This is a genomic window from Hymenobacter sp. BT730 (assembly GCF_030542105.1).
Taxonomy (GTDB): domain Bacteria; phylum Bacteroidota; class Bacteroidia; order Cytophagales; family Hymenobacteraceae; genus Hymenobacter.
Genome location: NZ_JAUOFB010000001.1, coordinates 607,044 through 625,372 on the forward strand (window position 1 = coordinate 607,044; position 18,329 = coordinate 625,372).

The 18,329-nt window shown below is 57.2% G+C and carries 15 protein-coding genes; 6 read left to right on the forward strand and 9 right to left on the reverse strand.

Going from position 1 to position 18,329, the window contains the following annotated elements; genetic code table 11:
* Positions 1 to 30: 30 nt before the first annotated feature.
* The 3 genes from Q4G72_RS02565 to pulA all read left to right on the forward strand — a co-directional run bounded on the left by Q4G72_RS02565 (position 31) and on the right by pulA (position 5,276).
* Positions 31 to 1,473 carry a M16 family metallopeptidase gene (locus Q4G72_RS02565; protein ID WP_303309871.1) on the forward strand — a complete coding sequence of 481 codons (1,443 nt, stop codon included), beginning with the start codon at positions 31 to 33 and terminating at the stop codon, positions 1,471 to 1,473.
* Positions 1,474 to 1,485: 12 nt separating this feature from the next.
* Positions 1,486 to 2,952 carry a M16 family metallopeptidase gene (locus Q4G72_RS02570; RefSeq protein ID WP_303309872.1) on the forward strand — a complete coding sequence of 489 codons (1,467 nt, stop codon included), beginning with the start codon at positions 1,486 to 1,488 and terminating at the stop codon, positions 2,950 to 2,952.
* Between the two features lie 314 nt (positions 2,953 to 3,266).
* The gene (pulA, locus tag Q4G72_RS02575; RefSeq protein WP_303309873.1) at positions 3,267 to 5,276 is read left to right on the forward strand and encodes a type I pullulanase; all 2,010 of its coding nucleotides are present in this window, start codon (positions 3,267 to 3,269) and stop codon (positions 5,274 to 5,276) included.
* On the opposite strand, the gene Q4G72_RS02580 is transcribed toward pulA, so the two are convergent.
* The 5 genes from Q4G72_RS02580 to ruvX form a co-directional block, all read right to left on the reverse strand.
* Positions 5,273 to 7,612 carry a patatin-like phospholipase family protein gene (locus Q4G72_RS02580; protein WP_303309874.1) on the reverse strand — a complete coding sequence of 780 codons (2,340 nt, stop codon included), beginning with the start codon at positions 7,610 to 7,612 and terminating at the stop codon, positions 5,273 to 5,275. The genes pulA and Q4G72_RS02580 overlap by 4 nt on opposite strands.
* Positions 7,613 to 7,726: 114 nt before the next feature.
* Positions 7,727 to 8,098 carry a DMT family protein gene (locus Q4G72_RS02585; RefSeq protein ID WP_303309875.1) on the reverse strand — a complete coding sequence of 124 codons (372 nt, stop codon included), beginning with the start codon at positions 8,096 to 8,098 and terminating at the stop codon, positions 7,727 to 7,729.
* 66 nt (positions 8,099 to 8,164) lie between these two features.
* A complete protein-coding gene (locus Q4G72_RS02590) occupies positions 8,165 to 9,136 on the reverse strand; it encodes a zinc dependent phospholipase C family protein (protein ID WP_303309876.1) in 972 nt (323 codons plus the stop codon).
* Between the two features lie 164 nt (positions 9,137 to 9,300).
* Positions 9,301 to 9,900 carry a peptide deformylase gene (def, locus tag Q4G72_RS02595; protein WP_303309877.1) on the reverse strand — a complete coding sequence of 200 codons (600 nt, stop codon included), beginning with the start codon at positions 9,898 to 9,900 and terminating at the stop codon, positions 9,301 to 9,303.
* Positions 9,897 to 10,307: a Holliday junction resolvase RuvX gene (gene ruvX / locus Q4G72_RS02600; RefSeq protein WP_303309878.1), complete on the reverse strand. Its 411-nt coding sequence runs from the start codon at positions 10,305 to 10,307 to the stop codon at positions 9,897 to 9,899. Before ruvX ends, def begins: the two co-directional genes overlap by 4 nt.
* A gap of 384 nt (positions 10,308 to 10,691) precedes the next feature.
* On the opposite strand from ruvX, the gene Q4G72_RS02605 reads away from it, so the two are divergent.
* The 3 genes from Q4G72_RS02605 (at position 10,692) to Q4G72_RS02615 (ending at position 14,312) form a co-directional block, all read left to right on the forward strand.
* Positions 10,692 to 12,353 carry a S41 family peptidase gene (locus tag Q4G72_RS02605; protein ID WP_303309879.1) on the forward strand — a complete coding sequence of 554 codons (1,662 nt, stop codon included), beginning with the start codon at positions 10,692 to 10,694 and terminating at the stop codon, positions 12,351 to 12,353.
* 149 nt (positions 12,354 to 12,502) lie between these two features.
* Positions 12,503 to 13,705 carry a homogentisate 1,2-dioxygenase gene (locus Q4G72_RS02610; protein ID WP_303309880.1) on the forward strand — a complete coding sequence of 401 codons (1,203 nt, stop codon included), beginning with the start codon at positions 12,503 to 12,505 and terminating at the stop codon, positions 13,703 to 13,705.
* Positions 13,706 to 13,781: 76 nt separating this feature from the next.
* Entirely contained in the window at positions 13,782 to 14,312 is a 531-nt protein-coding gene (locus tag Q4G72_RS02615) for a hypothetical protein (protein WP_303309881.1), read from the forward strand.
* Between the two features lie 87 nt (positions 14,313 to 14,399).
* Here Q4G72_RS02615 and Q4G72_RS02620 read toward each other — a convergent pair whose 3' ends face one another.
* The 4 genes from Q4G72_RS02620 to Q4G72_RS02635 all read right to left on the reverse strand — a co-directional run bounded on the left by Q4G72_RS02620 (position 14,400) and on the right by Q4G72_RS02635 (position 18,315).
* The gene (locus tag Q4G72_RS02620; RefSeq protein WP_303309882.1) at positions 14,400 to 15,956 is read right to left on the reverse strand and encodes a hydroxymethylglutaryl-CoA reductase; all 1,557 of its coding nucleotides are present in this window, start codon (positions 15,954 to 15,956) and stop codon (positions 14,400 to 14,402) included.
* A 92-nt stretch (positions 15,957 to 16,048) separates the two neighbouring features.
* Positions 16,049 to 16,522: an energy transducer TonB gene (locus Q4G72_RS02625; RefSeq protein WP_303309883.1), complete on the reverse strand. Its 474-nt coding sequence runs from the start codon at positions 16,520 to 16,522 to the stop codon at positions 16,049 to 16,051.
* A 110-nt stretch (positions 16,523 to 16,632) separates the two neighbouring features.
* Positions 16,633 to 17,406, reverse strand: a complete 774-nt coding sequence (locus Q4G72_RS02630) for a WG repeat-containing protein (RefSeq protein ID WP_303309884.1) — start codon at positions 17,404 to 17,406, stop codon at positions 16,633 to 16,635.
* Between the two features lie 180 nt (positions 17,407 to 17,586).
* The gene (locus Q4G72_RS02635) at positions 17,587 to 18,315 is read right to left on the reverse strand and encodes a L,D-transpeptidase family protein (RefSeq protein WP_303309885.1); all 729 of its coding nucleotides are present in this window, start codon (positions 18,313 to 18,315) and stop codon (positions 17,587 to 17,589) included.
* Between the last annotated feature and the right edge of the window lie 14 nt (positions 18,316 to 18,329).

The following is an 18,329-nucleotide window of genomic DNA, read 5'->3' on the forward strand; positions in this document are numbered from 1 at the left end:
TAAAATCATATCTAACCCCCGTTAGCTGTTATGCACCATCCCACACGAGCAAGAGTTACGCGGTACGCCCTGGGTCTGGCGTTGCTGGCCGGACTAGGCTCCTGCAGCCAGAAAACCATTTCCGGCACTACCGCACCCACCACGGCGCCCACCACGTCTGCGGAGCCAGCGCAGCCGGCCACCTCATCCTTTCAGATTCCGGTAGAGTATTACACTCTGCCCAATGGGCTGAAGGTTATTCTCTCCCCGGACCACACGGCACCTACCGCCACCGTAGCGGCCTACTACAACGTAGGTTTCCGCAACGAGCCCCGCGACCGGACCGGTTACGCCCACTTGTTTGAGCACCTGATGTTCCAAGGCTCCCAGAACCTGGGTAAGATGGAGTTCATTCAGCTTATTGAGAAGAATGGCGGCGTGCTGAACGGCTCCACCCGCTTCGATTTTACCAACTATTTTGAAGTGGTGCCCTCCCACAAGCTGGAGACGATTCTCTGGGCCGAGGCCGACCGAATGCGGGGCCTGTCCATCACACAGGACAACCTCACCAACCAGCAGGGGGTAGTGAAAAACGAGGTGCGCGTGAACGTACTCAACCAGCCATACGGCGGCTTTCCCTGGCTGGACATGCCTCAGAAAGCCAACCAGAACTGGAACAACGCCCACAACTTCTACGGCGACCTGAAGGACCTGGACGCGGCCACCCTGCCCGATGCCCAGGCCTTCTTTAAAACCTACTACGCCCCCAACAATGCTGCCCTGGCCGTGGTAGGCGACTTTGAGCCCGCCGATGCCAAAAAGTGGGTAGAAAAGTACTTCGCCAACATTCCCAGCGCCCCGCAGCCGCCCAAGCCCGACATTACCGAGCCGCGTCAGGAAAAGGAGCAGCGCTTCACCAAGGACGACAAGCTGGCTACCAAGCCCGCCCTGGCCTTCGCCTACCACATGCCAGACCGCAACACGCCGGAATATTACGCCCTCATTCTGCTGGACCAGATTCTGCTGCAGGGCAAAGACAGCCGCCTCTACCAGGCCCTGGTGCAGAAGCGTGGCTACTCCGATAACGTGAGCGGCGGTATCAACTACCTCGGCAATGCCTTCAACTATTCCGGGCCCATGCTGTGGATGGGGGATTTGATCTATGATCAGTCCGTGAAGTCTGACTCCGTGGTGAGCGTGCTGGATCAGGAAATCAACCGGCTGGCCAAAGGCGGCATCGATCAAGCCACGTTGGATCTGGCGGTGGTAAAGCTGCGCTCCAGCCTCTACGACCAGCTTTCCGGCTCCAATAACTTCGGCCGGGCCGATATGCTGGCCTCCTTTGCCTTATTTGATAACAACCCCGGCCGCATCAATACGCTGGAAGCCGAGTTCCGGAAAGTAACGCCCGAAATCATGCAGCGCACCATTCAGGAATACCTGCGGCCTACCAACCGCACGCTGCTTATTGTGAATCCACTGGCTAAAAGCTAACCCTATCACGCCATGAAAATCCTATTAAACGGGCTGCTCTGCGTGGCCTTGGTTACCGCAAGTACGCCGGCCGCGCTGGCGCAGGCCAAACCCGCAAAACCCAAAACGGCGGCCAAGCCGGCTGCCGCCACAATTCCAGTTCAATCCACGCCCAAAGAAACGCCACCGCCCGGCGGCACCCCGCGCGACTTCAAGCTGCCCGCCAAGGAGGAGTTTACCCTCTCCAATGGCCTCAAGGCGAAGCTGGTACCCTACGGCCAAATCCCGAAGGTGACCATGCTGGTAGCCATTCAGGCTGGCAACGTGCACGAGGAAGCCAAGCAGGTAGGCATTGCCGATTTGCTGGGCAAGCTCCTCAGTGAAGGCACCACCACGCTGTCGGCGGCCCAATTGGCCGATAAGGTGGCCCGCATGGGCGGCTCCTTGGATGTATCGGTAGGCATGGACCAGACGCAGATATATGCTTCCTGCCTGAGCGAATTTGCCCCCGATATGGTGGCCCTGCTGGCCGATGTGGTGCAGCACCCCGCCCTGCCGGAAAGTGAGCTGCCGCGCATCAAAGCCGACTTTAAGCGGCAGATGAATCTGGCCCGTGCCCAGCCCGGCACCCAGGCCCGCCAGAAGTTTACGGCGTCCCTCTACGGCAACCATCCCTACGGCCGCCCGCTGCCCACCGATGCGGAAATTGATGCTCTCACCATGGAGCAGGTGAAAGCCTTCTACCAGAGCCAGTACGGAGCCCAGCGCACGGCCGTGTTTGTGGCCGGCAAATTTGATAAAGAGGCGCTGCGCGATGCTATTACCAAAGCCTGGGTGAGCATGCCGCAGGGCCCGGCGCCGCATATTGAAGTGGCCAAATCTATGACGCGCCCCAATGTGGTAACCCTGGACCGCCCCAGCGCACCCCAGTCCACCATCGTTATTGGCCTGCCCGTGGTAGACCCCACGCACCCCGATTATATCCGGATGCGGGTGATGAACTCCCTGCTGGGCGGCTCCTTCGGCTCGCGCATCACACGCAACATTCGGGAAGACAAGGGCTACACCTACTCGCCCTACAGCTACCTGGAAACGCACTACCGCACCGGCAACTGGAGCCAGAACGCCGATGTGACGACCCAGGAAACCGGTAACTCGCTCAAAGAAATTATGTATGAGATTGAGCGCCTGCAGAAAACGCCGCCCACCGCGGAGGAGCTGAAAGGCATCCAGAACTATGAGTCCGGGCTGTTTGTACTGCGCAACTCCACGCCGGGCGGCATCATTGGCCAACTCAATACCCTGGAGCTGCACGGCCTGCCGGACTCTTACCTCACGGAGCAGGTGAAGAACATCAATGCCGTAACCCCGCAACAGGTAAGCGAAACCGCCCGCAAATACGTGCGCCCCGAGGCCATGACCATTGTGGTCGTCGGCGACAAGAAAATCATCGACCCGCAAATCAAGAAGTTCCAGGCATCCCGTAAGAAGGCGCTGTAAACGGATTTCTCTTTATGCTTAACAGCAACGGCTGTCCGGAATTTTCCGGGCAGCCGTTTTGGCTTTCAACCACGGCATAAGTAACTCTGAATCAATAGAAAGTAGGCTTGCAAAGGCGCCGCCAACAGAACAGCCGGCTTCCTTGCGGAAGGCCGGCTGTTTGCGTGCAGATAGGCGTATGATAAACTGAATAACGCAGCTACAGCGGATTTCGTGTGCTGCCCGCTTCGCGCTGGCGCAAAACAGTAGGAGGCACAAAAAGAGTAGCGAATTAGCAGACGGAAAAACCGAACTTGCTCCTTCATTGCTCTCCTATGAAATCCTGGTTTTTCTTGACGCTGTTCGTCTCCCTTACGTCCCTGACCACCTGCCGGACGGCGCTTCCTGCTGATACGTACGAAGCGTATCCCACCTATAATGGTCCCGATCTGGGCTTGACGTTTGTGCAGGGCCAAGCACGGCTGCGCGTATGGGCGCCTACCGCCGAGAAGCTGCAGCTGAAGCTCTACGCCGAGGGTACCGGCGGCACCCCGGTAGCCGAATACGCCATGCAGAAGTCAACAGGCGGTACCTGGGCCTATACGTTGCCGGCGCAGCCCGCCGGCCGGTTTTATGTGGTGCAGGCCACCATCAAAGGCAAGCAGATGGCCGAAGTGCCCGACCCCTACGTGCACGCGGTAGGGCTGAATGGGCAGCGCGGCGCCTTGCTCGATCCGGCCACCGTGAGCCCCGCTGAGTGGGCGGATGATGTGCGGCCCAAGCTCCGACAGGCCACCGATATTGTGATTGGCGAGCTGCACGTGCGCGACCTGTCCATGCAGCCGCAGTCGGGCATTCAGCACAAAGGCAAGTTCCTGGGTATAGCCGAAATAGGCACCCGCGGCCCCGAAGGCGTGAAAACCGGCCTCGACCACCTCTCCGAGCTGGGCATCACGCACCTGCACCTGCTGCCCACCAACGACTATGCCTCCATCGATGAAAGCCAGCTAAACGAAAGCCGCTACAACTGGGGCTACGACCCGCTGAATTATTCTGTGCCGGAAGGCTCGTATTCCACCGACCCCGCCGACCCCGCCGTTCGCATCCGGGAAATGAAGCAAATGGTGCAGCGCCTGCACCGTCGCGGTCTGCGGCTGGTGCTCGATGTGGTATACAACCACACGGCCAACGCCGCCCGCAGCTCCTTTGAGCAGCTGGTGCCCGGCTACTACTACCGCCACAACGCCGATGGCTCGCTCTCTGATGCCGCGGCCTGTGGCAATGAAGTGGCCTCCGAGCGGCCCATGGTGCGCAAGCTCATCGTAGAATCAGTTGCCTACTGGGCCCGGGAGTACCACGTCGATGGGTTTCGTTTTGACCTGATGGGCATTCTGGATATTCGTACCATGCGGGCCGTGCGCACGGCCCTGGACGAAACCGACCATTCCATCTTTATCTATGGCGAAGGCTGGGCGGCCGGGGCCAGCCCGCTGCCGGAAGCCCAGCGGGCCGTGAAAGCCAACGTGCTGAAGCTGGACCGCATAGCAGCCTTTGGCGACGAGCTGCGCGACGGAGTGAAAGGCCACTACGCCCGCCAGACCGAGCCCGGCTTTGCCAGTGGCCAGCCCGGGCTGGAAGAAAGCGTGAAGTTTGGCATTGTGGCCGCCACCCAGCACCCGCAGCTCGACTATAGCAAGGTGAACTACTCGAAAGCTGCCTGGGCCGCTACGCCTGCGCAGGCTATTAACTACGTGGCCTGCCACGATGACCGGGTGCTCTGGGACAAGCTAACAGTATCAAACCCCGGCGCTACGGAAGCTGAGCTGATCCGGATGGACCTGCTCAGCAACACCATTGTGTTTACCTCGCAGGGCGTGCCATTTCTGCCCGTGGGGGATGAGTTTCTGCGTACCAAGGGCGGCTCCCACAACTCCTACAACCTGCCCGATAACGTGAACCAGCTCGACTGGGCGCGCAAAGCGCAGTACCAGCAGGTCTTTAAGTTCTATCAACAGTTGATTGCCCTGCGGAAGGCGCACCCGGCGTTTCGGCTACCTACACAGGAGCTGATTCAGCAGCATTTAGCCTTCCTGCCCAACCTTCCTGCTAATACTATCGGCTACCGCCTGCTGAACCACGCGGGCGGTGATGAGTGGGGCACCATTGTGGTGCTGTTCAACGGCAACCGCCAGCCGGCTACGCTGCGCATTCCCGGCGGCCGCTACTCCGTAGTGCTGACCGGCGACCAGATTAATCCGCAGGGAATCAGAAAAACAGAATCAACAGAAGCGGCTATGCCGGTGGAAGTCCCGGCATCCTCGGCTATGATACTGGTACAACCTTAATCCAGCGCCCGGTCCCGGAACAGCACGTAGCCGATGTGGGCAAACACCCCGAAACGATGATTCTTTTCATCGTAGGTGATGAACTGCAAAGCCGCCGGGCCGACCGGGGTTTGGTAGGTGAAGCCCGTCACGGCCGTAAAATAGGGCCGCGAAATGGTGTTCTGCCGCTCCGCTAGCAGCGGGTTTTCTGTGTCCCGACCCCAGGGGCGCACCAGCACGTGCGCATATACGGAAGTACGCCACTCCAGGGGCCCGGCAACGCCCTGCACAAAGTGCAGGCCACCCGCCGCGTAGGCGGTGCCCCGGTAGCGGTCCAGGAACAGGGTGCGGGAGTCAGGCAGGGGCAGGAAAGCCGGAGAGGCTGTGAGGGAGGAACGATAGGTAGCAAATTGGCCCTGGGTGCTGGCCACCAGGTCGGTAGTGAAGCCCCAGGCACTGGTGCGTACCCCCACGGTATCAGCCTTGTTCAGGGTAAAAAACTGCTCAATGAAGGCATTAGCCCGCAGCCACTGGTGGTTTTTGTCCCGGCCTTCCATGCCTTCTGCTGCCGTAGAGCCCGGTATGTATGTTTCAATGGCTTTTACGGCCCGGAAGCCAAACTCTACCCGGCGACCCAGGGTGGCGTACTGGCGGCGGTTCTGAGAGTTACGCTCAAACTTTACGGCCGCGGTAATGCCGCTCATTCGGCTGACATCCAGCGTGGCATTGGAACTGAGCTCATCGGTGTTGGCAAACCGGTCCCGGTTGGTGAAGGCCCCACCCGTGAGAATGTAGCGGCTACGGTAATTGGGGCTAATGCCCACCTGCACGGTAGTAGCCAGGTCCCGCTGCTGTATCTGAGTGGTTTCGGTGTTGGTGCCCAGCAGGCCGCCGGTATCCTGGTAGTTGAAGTTATTAAACGTGACCTGCGGCTGGATGTACACCGGAAAACGCCCCGGCAGGCTCACCCGGAAGGCGGCGTGGGCCCCGTTATAAAAGCGGCCCACCGTAGCATTGGCCGAAATAGTATAGAGGTAGCGGTTGAGGTAGCGGAAAGAGCCGCCCAGGTAAAAATTGCTCATAGAGCGGGTAGACAGCAGCACGCCCAGGTCGGCCGTGAGGTTGTTGTTCTGCCGCGCATCCACGGAAAGTATGTAGCCCTTTTTCTCCTTATCGTACATCACCCGCGGATACACGTTGGAGAAGAAGTCGTTGTCTACCAGCGTGAAATAGCCTTCCTCTATATCCGATGGAGTGTAGTTGGTGCCACTGCGCCGGAAAAACCGCCGCACAAAAGCCTGCTGCTCCGTGGGCAGCCCTTGTACATTCACCTGCTTAAAATCGGGTCGGGGGGCCCGCTCCTGAAACGCCCGCCGGCGCTGTTGCAGGGCCAGGGTATCCTCGCGGCGGGTAATGCGGCGCAGCATCTGCCCCAGCTTGGCTTCCGCCGCCGTTTCGCCCAGATTCACCAGCTTTTTGGCACGATTGAAGTCACCGGCGCCGTAGCCTTCCAGATCGGGCTGAATGAAAATGCCATTTTTCCCAACGGATAGGGTGTCCGCCACATTTGAGCCCAGGAAAAGGAGCGTGCCGGTTAGCAGCTCATCATCCTTAGGCGTTTTGGGGTATTGCTTAAAGGCAACGTCGCCCACGTTCACCCCAATCATGATATCGGGCTTGAACTCCTCCGTCATCACGCCGGTGGGGAAGTTATCCACCACGGCCCCATCAAAAAGGTAGCGGCCATCGGTCTGGCGGATGGGGCGGAAGGCCAGCGGGAAGGCCATAGAATTGCGTACAGCATCGGCCAGGGAGCCGCTGCGCTGCACCACGCGCTGCCGCGTAAATACCTCAGAAGCTACGGCCCGGTACGGCACCAGCAGCTTGTTGAAATCGTAGTCGGAAATAGCGCCGGCCGGGGCCAGCATGGTGGCCAGTTGGTAGTTCAGCGTGGCGTCGTTGATGAGGCGGGGCGTCACGCGGGTTTTAAACTTCTTGTCGATGGCCAGGCCCAGGTGCAGCGCCGCCGGGTCAGAATCGGTTTCGAAGTAGTTATACACTTTGCCCGTGAGCGGGCGACCCGCTACCCAGTCCTGAAAAGCCTGGCTGAGCACAATCTTCTCAATTTCATTGGGGGAGTAGCCCGCCGCATAGAGCGCACCCACAATGGCGCCCATGCTGGTGCCCACAATGTAGTCGATGGGTATGCGGTTTTTCTCCAGCACTTTCAGCACACCCACGTGCGCCAGACCCTTGGCGCCGCCGCCACTTAAAACCAGACCTACTTTTTGGGCGTCTACAGGCAGTGTGCTGAGCAGCCACAAAAGCAGCCCCAGCCAGAAGTAATATTTTCGCATAGTCAAACGGTGTGCAGATAGCCCCAGCTAGGGGGCGCGCTTCCTACGCAGGTGGGAGAGGGGAGTTGTGGCAATATAGCCTTTCCGTGTTTTTAACAACTGAAGCTATGCTAACTACCACTTCCGGAAGATAACATACACGGCCACAATCAGGAGCAGAAACCCTACTACATGGTTCCAGGCTAGTTTATCGGTCCGGAAAACGTACACGGCACACAGCGTAAACACTGTGAGGGAAATAACTTCCTGAATCACCTTCAGCTGAAACAGGTTGAATGGCCCGCCATTCTCCTCAAAGCCGATGCGGTTGGCCGGCACCTGAAACATATACTCGAAAAAAGCCAGCCCCCAACTCACCAGTATCACACCCAGCAGCCCCAGCTTGCTAAACCACGGCAGCTTTTTAAACTGCAGATGCCCATACCAGGCAAAGGTCATAAACAGGTTAGAAACTGAGAGCAGGAGGAGCGTAAACAGGGCTTTCATGAGCGGGCTTAAACAGACAAAGAAGCGGAGGGCCGCTTCTTTGTTCGTGACAGATGCACTAATTTCTTAATCCGTATGGCCCGGTACATTGGCCTGGGGTGCAATCTGGAATTCCTCACTTTCCTTAGCCAGGCGTTTTTGTTCGGTTTCGGAAGCTACTTTCAGCTTGCTCAGGTCCGGCTGCCCGGCATCTACCCAGCAGGTGTACCAGAATGCACCTACCATGCGTATGGCCAGGCGCATCTGCCGCTCCACCTGCCCGTTCAGGCGCTGGTGGTACTCGCGGCTGAACTCGCGGGAGTAGGTGCGTACGGTTTGGTTGCCGCGCTGCTCAAAGGTGAACTTCTTGTCCTCGGGGAACTTGGCCGTTACTTCCCGCTCAAACCGCAGCACGGAGTCTACCGCGGCGTTGGAACGGGTAACGATGCCCCAGATGGCCGGCACGGGCCGCTCAATGTAGGGTGCCGGGCCGGTAAAGAAATCATAGCCGCTGGCCAGCAGCTCCGGCAGGCGGCTTTCCCATAGGCCATGAATGCCGCGCTGGCCTGTGAGCTGGCCGTTGTAGTTGTGGGTGGTGTGCAGCGGCACACAAGCATCGGCTACGTAGTGGCCCATATCGGCCGAGACGGCCAGGATCCGGTCGGCGTCGCGCTGACGGAAGGCTTCCGTGAGGCGGTTTTTCATCACCATTACGTGCCAAGGTACAATGCCGTGCCGCTGCAGAGTGTCTTCCCCATAGCGCGCCACGGCATCGGCGTAGTTGCGCGGCATTTTGTAAGCTGCGCTGTCACCGTACACATCCAGGTCAATAAAGTGCCGGGGTGCCTCGCCAGCTACCACGGTGCGTCGAGAGTCGGGGCGGGTAGCGTTTTCCGTCAGGTAATCGATGTTGGCTTTGTAAAAGCCAATCATGCCGGGCGGCAGCGTGTATACCGCCAGCCGGTTGATAGTGCGGTGCCCAAAAAAGCCCCAGGCCCGGGGGTGGTGAGGCAACAGCACCAGCAATACGCCAACTAGAACAGCAAGGACACGCTTCATACAGGAAAAACAAGCAAAGAGACAAGAAAGGTACTCCGGCTTTTCGGCTTGGACAAATGGCTGCCTGCATGTAGCTTATTTACCGGCCAGTTCACAGCAAAAGCCCCAGCCACCCATAGAATAGTGCTATAGGCGGCCGGGGCTTTTGTAGGTATAGCCGGGGCTTAACGCCGCCCCTGACCAGCGAATTTCATACGGTAGTCAGCATTCACGTCGCCCTTGCTGATGCGGGCAAGTTTGCCGCGCAGCAGCTGCTTTTTCAGGCCGGTTACGTAGTCCGTGAACAGCACGCCTTCCAGGTGGTCGTACTCGTGCTGAATCACGCGGGCCGTCATGCCGGAAAAGGTTTCCTCGTGTTGCTGGCGCTGCTCATCCTCGTAACGCAATACAATGGTTTCGTGGCGGTACACCATTTCCCGCACGCCCGGAATGCTCAGGCAGCCTTCTTCAAAACCCCATTCCTCGCCGGTTTCGCTCACCATCACGGGGTTAATAAAAGCCCGCTTGATGCCCTGCTCGGCGTTAGGCAGTGGCTCGCCGGTCTCCTCGTCTTCGTCATCCACCATAGGTGCCGAGTCAATGACGAACAGGCGGATGCTTTTGCCAATCTGGGGCGCGGCCAGGCCTACACCGTGGGCGTAGTACATGGTATCATACATATCACCAATCAGCTTTTTAAGCTCTTCGGCGGAGAAATCAGCGGGTATGTCTTTGGCGCGGGCTTTTAAAACCGGGTCGCCGAAAGCAACGATGGGATAAATCATCGGGATTCAAGAAAGGATTGCAGAATGATAGTGGCGCTGACGCGGTCCACGGTGGCTTTGTCGCGCCGGTCTTTTTTGGAAAGGCCGCCCGCCAGCATGGCTGCGTGGGCCATGCGCGAGGTAAACCGCTCGTCTATCTCATGCACCGGCACATCGGGAAATTCCCGGCGCAGGCTGCGCACCATACCCACTACGGCGCTGGTGGAGTCAGTGGCTTCGTTGAGCAGTGTGCGCGGCATACCTATTACCAGCGCTGACAGTGGGTCTCGCTGATGATAGGCTTTGAGATAAGCGAGTAAGTCTTTGCTATGTACTGTCTCCAAAGGAGTGGCAATCATTTGCAGCGGGTCCGTGACGGCCAGCCCTACGCGCTTATTGCCGTAGTCAATAGCAAGAATGCGACCCATGGACAAAGAAATCAGCTGGCAAGAGAAGAGCTCCAAAACCGAAGCCTCGCACAAAGATACGACGCCGGCCGTAACCCGTTCCGCCTTATTGCCAGACATATTGCCCTGCTCTCTGCACAGTATAGGCAGAGCGCAGTTCTTTCAAAAATTATAACTCAAGGGGTAATCTGAGTGTCGTTTGAGGCCGTATGTCGTGACGAAAAGTGAAAGAAAGGAGTGAAATGCCGGTCTTATTTACTTTAAATAAATATTTAATTGAATTATAGAGGTAAGATAAGTCAATAACCTTGCTGGGATACAATTTCGCGGAAATGTTTTACTAGATTTGATAACTACCCTTTTGAGTTTCCGGACGGCATGGCCAAAACTTCTACTTCTGAATGTATGCAAGACGTAGCGCCGGTACCTGCGGAGCGTTCGGGCTGGCGGCGGTGGCGGCAGCCGGCTTTGTTGAGCCTGGCACTGGGTTGTGGTATTCTGCTGGGAGCCAATCGGTTTCAGCCTTCGCAGCAAAACCCGGAGGGCACCGTGCGGGGATACCTGAAGTTCAAGGAAATTCTGAGTTATGTAGACCGTGACTATGTAGACTCGGTAGATGTAGAGGCGCTGTCGGACTACGCCATTGCGCGGATGCTGGAGCGTTTAGACCCACACTCTACCTTTATTCCGGCCCGCGACCGGGCCAAAGCCGCCGCCTTTCTGCAGAGCGACTATGATGGTATTGGGGTAGAATTCAATGTATTTCGGGATACGGTAACCGTAGTGGCCCCGCTGAGCGGGGGGCCGGCCGAGGTGGCTGGCCTGCAGCCCGGCGACCGGATCCTGGCGGTGGATAGTCAGCCCATAGCGGGCCGGCACATCACCATGGAAGAAATGTTCGACAAGCTGCGCGGCCCACGCGGCAGTGCCGTACAACTGCTGGTGAAGCGCCGGGCACTGGCCCGGCCATTGTCGTTCAGCCTCACCCGTAACCGCATTCCAAATTCCTCGGTAGATGTGGCCTACCTGGTAGATAATCAAACCGGCTACATCAAGGTAAGCCGTTTCGCCAGCGGTACTTACGACGAGTTTAAGCTAGCCCTGGATGACCTCCGCCGCCAGGGCATGGAGCGCCTGGTACTGGACTTGCGCGGTAATCCCGGCGGCTACCTGGACCGCGCTACCAAACTGGCCGACGAATTCATTGCCGGCACCCGCAAAATTGTATACACCGATGGCAAAGGCGACCAGTACGACACGCAGACGTATTCCCGCATAGCTGGTGAATTTGAGCAGGGCCCGCTGGTGGTACTGATTGACGAAGGCAGTGCCTCCGCTGCCGAGGTGGTGGCCGGCGCCCTGCAGGACCATGACCGGGCCTTGCTGGTAGGGCGCCGCACCTTTGGCAAAGGCCTGGTGCAGCAGCCCATTGCCCTGAATGATGGTTCTGAACTGCGCCTGACCATTGCGCGATACTTTACACCCTCGGGCCGGTGCATTCAGAAGTCCTACGCTCACGGCACAGCGGCTTATGCGCAAGACCTGCGCGAGCGGCAGCGCCGGGGCGAATTCCTGCACGCCGACAGCATTCATTTCTCGGACTCTTTGCGCTACCGCACCGGCCATGGCCGCTTGGTGTATGGCGGCGGCGGCATTATGCCTGATGTGTTCGTGCCCCGCGATACGGCCATATTCTCCGGCTATTATACCCGCCTACAGGGTCTGAATCTGATCCGCGAGTTTGCCCTGAATTTCTACCAGGGGCACAAAGCCGAGCTGGAAGATCTGCGCTTTGAGCAATTTAATGCCACCTTCCGCGTTAGTGATATACAGCTGCGCACCCTGGCCGAGCGGGCCCGGAAAGAAGGCGTAGCACTGGACGAAGATGGGTTGCGCAATGCCTCGGCGCTGCTGCGCTGCCAGATCAAAGCGCACATTGCCCGGAGTGCCTATGGCAAAACGGCCTTTTACACGGTGCTGAACGAGCAGGATGCTGAGTTTCAGCAGGCGCTGCACGCCGTGGAAGACGGCCGTGCCCTCCTGGCGCAAGGAGTATCAAACGAATAACGGCCGGCCCTGCTGGCGTTTCTGACGGACTCGTCGGGCAGCAGCCCGGCGGGTCCGTATTCGTTTAAGCTGGAAGCAAGGGCGGGTGGGCACGGGGCATTTTTTGTACCTTCACCGCTCTGGTTTCCACCCATACCCACCCGTCTCCCATGGCATATTATCACCGTCTTGGTCAGATTCCGCATAAGCGCCACACCCAGTTCCGTCAGCCTGATGGCACGCTCTATCATGAGCAGTTGGTCGGTACACTAGGCTTTAGCGGCGTATCCTCGCTGCTGTATCATATCCACCCTCCCACCCAGATTAAGGCCGTAGGCGAGCCGGTGCCGTATTCGCCCCAACTGCTGAAAGACCGCGCCCTGCAGCCCAGCCACCTGCGTACGCTCAGTCAAACCACCACCGGCGGCGACTATCTGCAGGCCCGGCAAATGCTCATTGGTAATGCTGATGTGATGATGAGCATCTGCAACCCCACGGAGCGCCGGATGCAGTATTACTACAAGAATGCCTTGGCCGATGAAGTAGTATTTGTGCACGAAGGCAGCGGGGAGCTATGGAGCCAGCTGGGCAAAGTCTCTTTCAGCCCCGGCGACTACATTGTCATTCCACGCACTATCATCCATCAATTTCATTTCGACGAAGGCCCGGTGCGGCTGTTGATTATTGAGTCGTTTAGTCCGGTAGAAACCTGCCGCCGCTACCGCAACCACTTCGGGCAGCTGCTGGAGCACTCGCCCTACTGTGAGCGGGATATGCGCCCACCTGTAGAGCTGGTGCTGGAAAAGGCTCCCGGCGAATACCTGGTACAGGTGAAAAAGGAAGGCTTCCTGCACCAGCTGACGTATGCCCACTCGCCGTTTGATGTGGTAGGCTGGGACGGATTCTTCTTCCCTTACGCCTTCAGCATTCATGATTTTGAGCCGATAACGGGCCGTATTCATCAGCCCCCACCCGTGCACCAGACGTTTGAGGCGCACAACTTTGTTATCTGCTCCTTTGTGCCGCGTTTGTTCGATTATCACCCCTTGAGCATTCCCGCACCCTATAACCACTCCAACGTGGACTCCGATGAGGTGCTGTACTACGTGGCCGGTAACTTCATGTCGCGCAAAGGCATTGACCTCGCCTCGTTTACGGTACACCCCAGTGGCCTGCCGCACGGGCCGCACCCGGGCACCGTGGAGGCCAGTATCGGCAAAAAGGAAACCCACGAGCTGGCCGTTATGGTGGACACATTCCGCCCGCTGTACCTAACGGAAACCGCCCTGCAGTATGTGGATGAGAAATACCCTATGAGCTGGAATCCGGATTTCGTGCATGAAGCGCCCCGCTCTGCCGATATGATGGACTAAATTTTGCTAGGAGGCGTCAACGGGTCCCATTTTTTGGCGTACTCCAGCTTTTTACCTTTCCAACTATTCCTTTTTCATGAAAAGAGCCTTTTTCATTGCCCCTCTGCTGTTGCTGTTGATCAGCTTCACCTTTAGCTGCAAAAAAGTTAATGAGCTGTTGACCTTTGAAATTTCCGATTCGCAGAACATAAAAATTCCTGCCAGCGGCGTAGTTGCGGTGCCATTTATCTCGCCGGTACCAGTTTCGGTGAAGTCAGAAGAGAGCTTCAAAAACAACAATACCCGGGCGGACCTGGTGCGGGACGTGACGCTTAGCAAGCTTACCCTCACGATTACTGACCCCGCGGCAGAAAACTTCAACTTCCTGAAGAGTATTACAATTTCTATCGGTACCGACCAGAATGACAAAGTGCCGCTGGCCTCGCTGGATAATGTGCCAATGGGAGTTTCCAGCATTGAGCTGAAGTCCAGTAACACGAAGCTCGATAAGTACATTAAAGCATCCAGCTACACGCTGTACACGGAAGTGTCGCTACGGGGCAATGTTGCCCACGAAATTACCGTGCGCTCCGACTCTAAGTTTAAGGTAACGGCTGATCCGCTGTAATCTAGTTGCTTGATATACAACACACTGGCGCCTGGCAATTGCTTACTATATAAGTAGTTGCCAGGCGCCAGTGTGTTATGGACAGAGCTAGCGGTTGCGGCCGTACTGCTCGTGGCTGCTCACCCAGTCGGAGCTGCTGATGGCGGCGCCCAGGCTTAACTCGCCGGCCAGGACTACGCCGGCTACTATTTCGGCAAACTTATTGACGGTGCCCCGGCCTACGCAGCCCAACATTTTCAAACACTCATTCTGCGTGGCCAAACCAGTTCCCCCGCCGTGCGTGGCAACAATGAGCGAAGGAATAGTAATGCTGATGTACAAATCCCCTTCCGGCGTCACTTCAGAATATAGCACCCCCGCAGAAGACTCCGACACATTAGCTACATCCTGACCGGTGGCAATAAACATGGCCGTAATGCCATTGGCCGAGTGCGCCCCGTTATTGTTGGCCCCGGATAAAAACGCGCCCACGTTGCTTACCTGCCCGTGGTAGGCCAGCTGCTCGGGCGTTACGCGCATGCGCTGTTGCAGAATGTCGCGCTTAATCACGCACTCCGCCACTACCCGCTTCCCTCGGGTGCGCATCACGTTAATCTGGGAGGCCTTCTTATCCGTAGCAAAGTTCGACTCCAGGTAGAAGTGGCGGATAGGTGCGCCTTTATACTGCGCCAATATCCAGGAGCAGGCCGCGAAGGTGGCGCGACCCACCATGTTCTGGCCCGCCGCATCTCCGGTGCTGAAGTTGAAGCGCAGGAAGGCAAACTTGTTGGAGAGGTACGTGTCAATGTACTGTAGCTTGGCCACGCGGGACGTGCTTTCCGCCTCGGGGCGGATCAGGTCAATGTTTTCTTCTACCCACCGGCCAAAGTCCCGGGCCCCGCGAGCGTCATCAAACACAAACACGGGGGCCCGCTGCATAGCATCGCCGATTACGGTGCATTTGGCGCCGCCACAGAGGTTCAGCAACTGAATGCCGCGGTTGTAGCTGGCTACCAATGTGCCTTCGGTAGTGGCTAGGGGAATCAGGAAGTCGCCCTGGGCATGCTCGCCGTTTACGCGTAGCGGTCCGGCCAGCCCCACCGGAATCTGGGCCACGCCGGTAAAATGCTCGCAGTTGCCCTGCAGCTCGTGCGGATCAAAGGAATAATGCTTCAGGTGCTTGAACTGCTGGCCCGTAAATTCCTCGGCAAACCGCTGCCGGGCCTGAATGGCGGCCTCGGAATAGTCATCCTCATTCTGGCGCGGAATACGGGTGCGGTTATCGGGTAGATTTACAATGGCATCTTCCACCTCCACGTGTAGCGGGCCGAAAGGATCGGCGGAGAACTGTACCTGCAAGGCGTGCATACCTTCAGGCAGGGTAGGAGTCTCCAGCAAAAATTCCATGCTTTGACCCACCGCAAACTCCAGGCTGTGGCCATCGGGGCCCAGTGCCATGGCGGGGCGTATGTCGCCATTGCCCAGGTCCAGACTGATGTGCTCGGGAAGGATCTTCGTGTTGCCAATCTGCACGTGCTCAATGCCGGTGAGGTGCACCGTATCAAGGCGATTTTTGATGCTGAAAGCCACGCCAGTAGGCGTGTTGTGCAGGCTGCCGCGCGTGTACAGCAGCTTCAGCAGCATGGGACTGGGGGTGAAGAGCATAATAGTGGGAGCGTGCGTAAGGTTGGATTCTGAGGGGGTAAAATAGAAAGGTTTTAAATGGAATTCAGTGTATAAGCAGCAGATTGGGAAATTTATTGGCGATGCTTCTTGGTGTCTTCCTGTATTCGAAACATGATGGGGAGAATCATGCTATACGCTATTGGACGCCCTAATTCTTTAGCTGGGGTAAACCGGCTATCAAGTAGTCTGACAACCCGTACTGCTTCCGCGTCAAAAAGCGGATGAAGGCTTTTGATTACTTGTGGTTGCACTATATGCCCGAGTGAATCAATAGTGAAGCGAATAAATACCCTTCCGTCTACGTCTATTCGTTCTGCACCAGCAGGCCATTTAAGGTTTTGCCAGATAAATCGTTGAAAACCTTTAGCGCCTCCTTCTTTGAACATAGGAAGCATTCCGGAAGAATAGCCAATAGGTTGTTTATCCTTTCGCACAGTATCATACACGACCTGCTGGGCCGACGCTTTTTGTATCGCTAGTGCTAAAGTGCCTGAGAGTAGCACCAGTGCCAGAAGTTGCTGCCTTATAAACTGGTCGATAGGCATGATAAGTAGTAATACGCCTGTTTGTAAAAGGCTGGTAAAAAGGCTGCCCTGCATCCGGAAGTTATTACTTTCCGGATGCAGGGCATGAACAAGCTACTTAAGCCGATATTTTACTCGAAGTACTCTTTGCCGTTGGAATCAATGTAGCCCACGCGCCCATCCGGGGTTTCTACCCGGGCCACACCGCCCACAAATGGCTCAGCTGCACGATACTTGGGCTTTACCAGCAGGTGGCCTTCGGCATCCAGATACCCAAATAGGCCGGCCTGGAGCACAATGGGAAAGATAAAATCATTGCTGGCTGTGGCCTGAATGGACTCATACAAAACAGGCAGCACTAATTTGCCCTTGCGGTTTATTGCGCCCCACTGCTGGCCTTGGCGCACAAACAGCAAACCCCGGTAATCCTCCAGAATCTCGTCGTAGAGGGGGGGCACCGTGGCACTGCCTACGCTAAAGCGGAAGCCCAGCTTGCCATCTTTGCGCACTAAGTCGCCTAAGGATAGATATTCTACTTCGGGCGTAGGGGCGGCGGCAGGAAGACGCTTGCCGGCCACATCAATGTCGAAGGTTTCGCCGTGCAGCTCTACCCTAGCCCTGCCCCGGTTGAAATTGGATGCTTTGGTGAAATGGGTGGGCGTTACGGCATAGCCGCTACCATCAATATAGCCATATAGTCCGGCCACGCGCACCCAAGCCAGTTCCTCTACAAAGGGGCCAGCCTCATCGTAGAGCAAGGGCAGCACTAAACGCCGGTTCCGGTCAGTATAACCCCATTTTACGCCTTGCCGAAAGGGAATTAACTCCCCGCTAACCCATTCTCGGGCAGGAGTAAAGGCCATGGTAATTAATCCAAGCAAAACGATGAGCAGCCAATTCTTCATACCACGCAGAATGCTGGAAGTTAATCAGAATCACAAAGATACTATGCGCTGCCAAACCCCAAGCAGGAAACCGGGGTTCCTTTTGGTACTATTTTACTGCCGGCACAATTTTGAGACAAGTCTGCTTATTGGACTGATGCCGGATGGCCATGTAAAGTAGGTAGCTGGAAGGGGTATCATTTACCTTAACCGATAGCTCCCGGCGGAGTCTATCTGGGCGGGAGGAAGCCGGTGGTACTGCTCGAAATAGGTAAAGACCGGGGCTAGTCTTTTCCAGAACTCATAATGCGGGCTGGCCCAACGGGCATCCAGGTCGGTGCTGTTGAGGGCAAAAGGGAAAATATGGACCGGTATTTCCTGCTGCCCTGCCGCGCGGGCCTCTACTGCCAGGATGTAAAGCTCCTCTATGCAGGCATTCGTAATGGGCAGGCAGCCAACCGTAACATTGGACCCGTGAATGAAGATGTCACCGCCAGGCGCTGGCTCGTGCAGGGCCAGGTCGGCGGCGTTCGGGTAATCCAGCCCGAGGGAAAGGTGGTAGAGGCTGTTGGGATTGAAGCGGTTAATGCGGTAGCAGCCCTCGGGCACCTGCCCGTCGCCGGCGCGGCGTTTGGGTCCCAGCGTGCCTGAAGTGCCCGCCAGGGTGTATTGGCAAAAAAGCCGGAAAGGCTCCGGACCTCGGTTATGTGCCCATACTTCTACCCGCTTGCCTATTTTAAACACGCGCAGATACACCTGCAACTGGGCAGGGTTAATATGTTGGCGGCGTAGCGCCATCTGCAACCCGGGCCACCGGTTTGCATAGGCGGCCCGCACGCGGGGAAAAACCTGCTGTTCCTGCCGAAATGAGGTATTACCGGGGAATAGATCAACCAGGGAAAGCAGCACCAGCAGGAGCAAAGCATGCATATAAAGCCAGGAGA

Coding starts and splice junctions, on each gene's coding strand:
- def (WP_303309877.1), bottom strand. CDS start 9,900: ATGATTTATCCCATCGTTGCTTTCGGCGACCCGGTTTTAAAAGCCCGC.
- Q4G72_RS02620 (WP_303309882.1), bottom strand. CDS start 15,956: ATGCTCTTCACCCCCAGTCCCATGCTGCTGAAGCTGCTGTACACGCGC.
- Q4G72_RS02580 (WP_303309874.1), bottom strand. CDS start 7,612: ATGCGAAAATATTACTTCTGGCTGGGGCTGCTTTTGTGGCTGCTCAGC.
- Q4G72_RS02615 (WP_303309881.1), top strand. CDS start 13,782: ATGAAAAGAGCCTTTTTCATTGCCCCTCTGCTGTTGCTGTTGATCAGC.
- pulA (WP_303309873.1), top strand. CDS start 3,267: ATGAAATCCTGGTTTTTCTTGACGCTGTTCGTCTCCCTTACGTCCCTG.
- Q4G72_RS02625 (WP_303309883.1), bottom strand. CDS start 16,522: ATGCCTATCGACCAGTTTATAAGGCAGCAACTTCTGGCACTGGTGCTA.
- Q4G72_RS02565 (WP_303309871.1), top strand. CDS start 31: ATGCACCATCCCACACGAGCAAGAGTTACGCGGTACGCCCTGGGTCTG.
- Q4G72_RS02605 (WP_303309879.1), top strand. CDS start 10,692: ATGCAAGACGTAGCGCCGGTACCTGCGGAGCGTTCGGGCTGGCGGCGG.
- Q4G72_RS02570 (WP_303309872.1), top strand. CDS start 1,486: ATGAAAATCCTATTAAACGGGCTGCTCTGCGTGGCCTTGGTTACCGCA.
- Q4G72_RS02635 (WP_303309885.1), bottom strand. CDS start 18,315: ATGCATGCTTTGCTCCTGCTGGTGCTGCTTTCCCTGGTTGATCTATTC.
- ruvX (WP_303309878.1), bottom strand. CDS start 10,307: ATGGGTCGCATTCTTGCTATTGACTACGGCAATAAGCGCGTAGGGCTG.
- Q4G72_RS02630 (WP_303309884.1), bottom strand. CDS start 17,406: ATGAAGAATTGGCTGCTCATCGTTTTGCTTGGATTAATTACCATGGCC.
- Q4G72_RS02610 (WP_303309880.1), top strand. CDS start 12,503: ATGGCATATTATCACCGTCTTGGTCAGATTCCGCATAAGCGCCACACC.
- Q4G72_RS02585 (WP_303309875.1), bottom strand. CDS start 8,098: ATGAAAGCCCTGTTTACGCTCCTCCTGCTCTCAGTTTCTAACCTGTTT.
- Q4G72_RS02590 (WP_303309876.1), bottom strand. CDS start 9,136: ATGAAGCGTGTCCTTGCTGTTCTAGTTGGCGTATTGCTGGTGCTGTTG.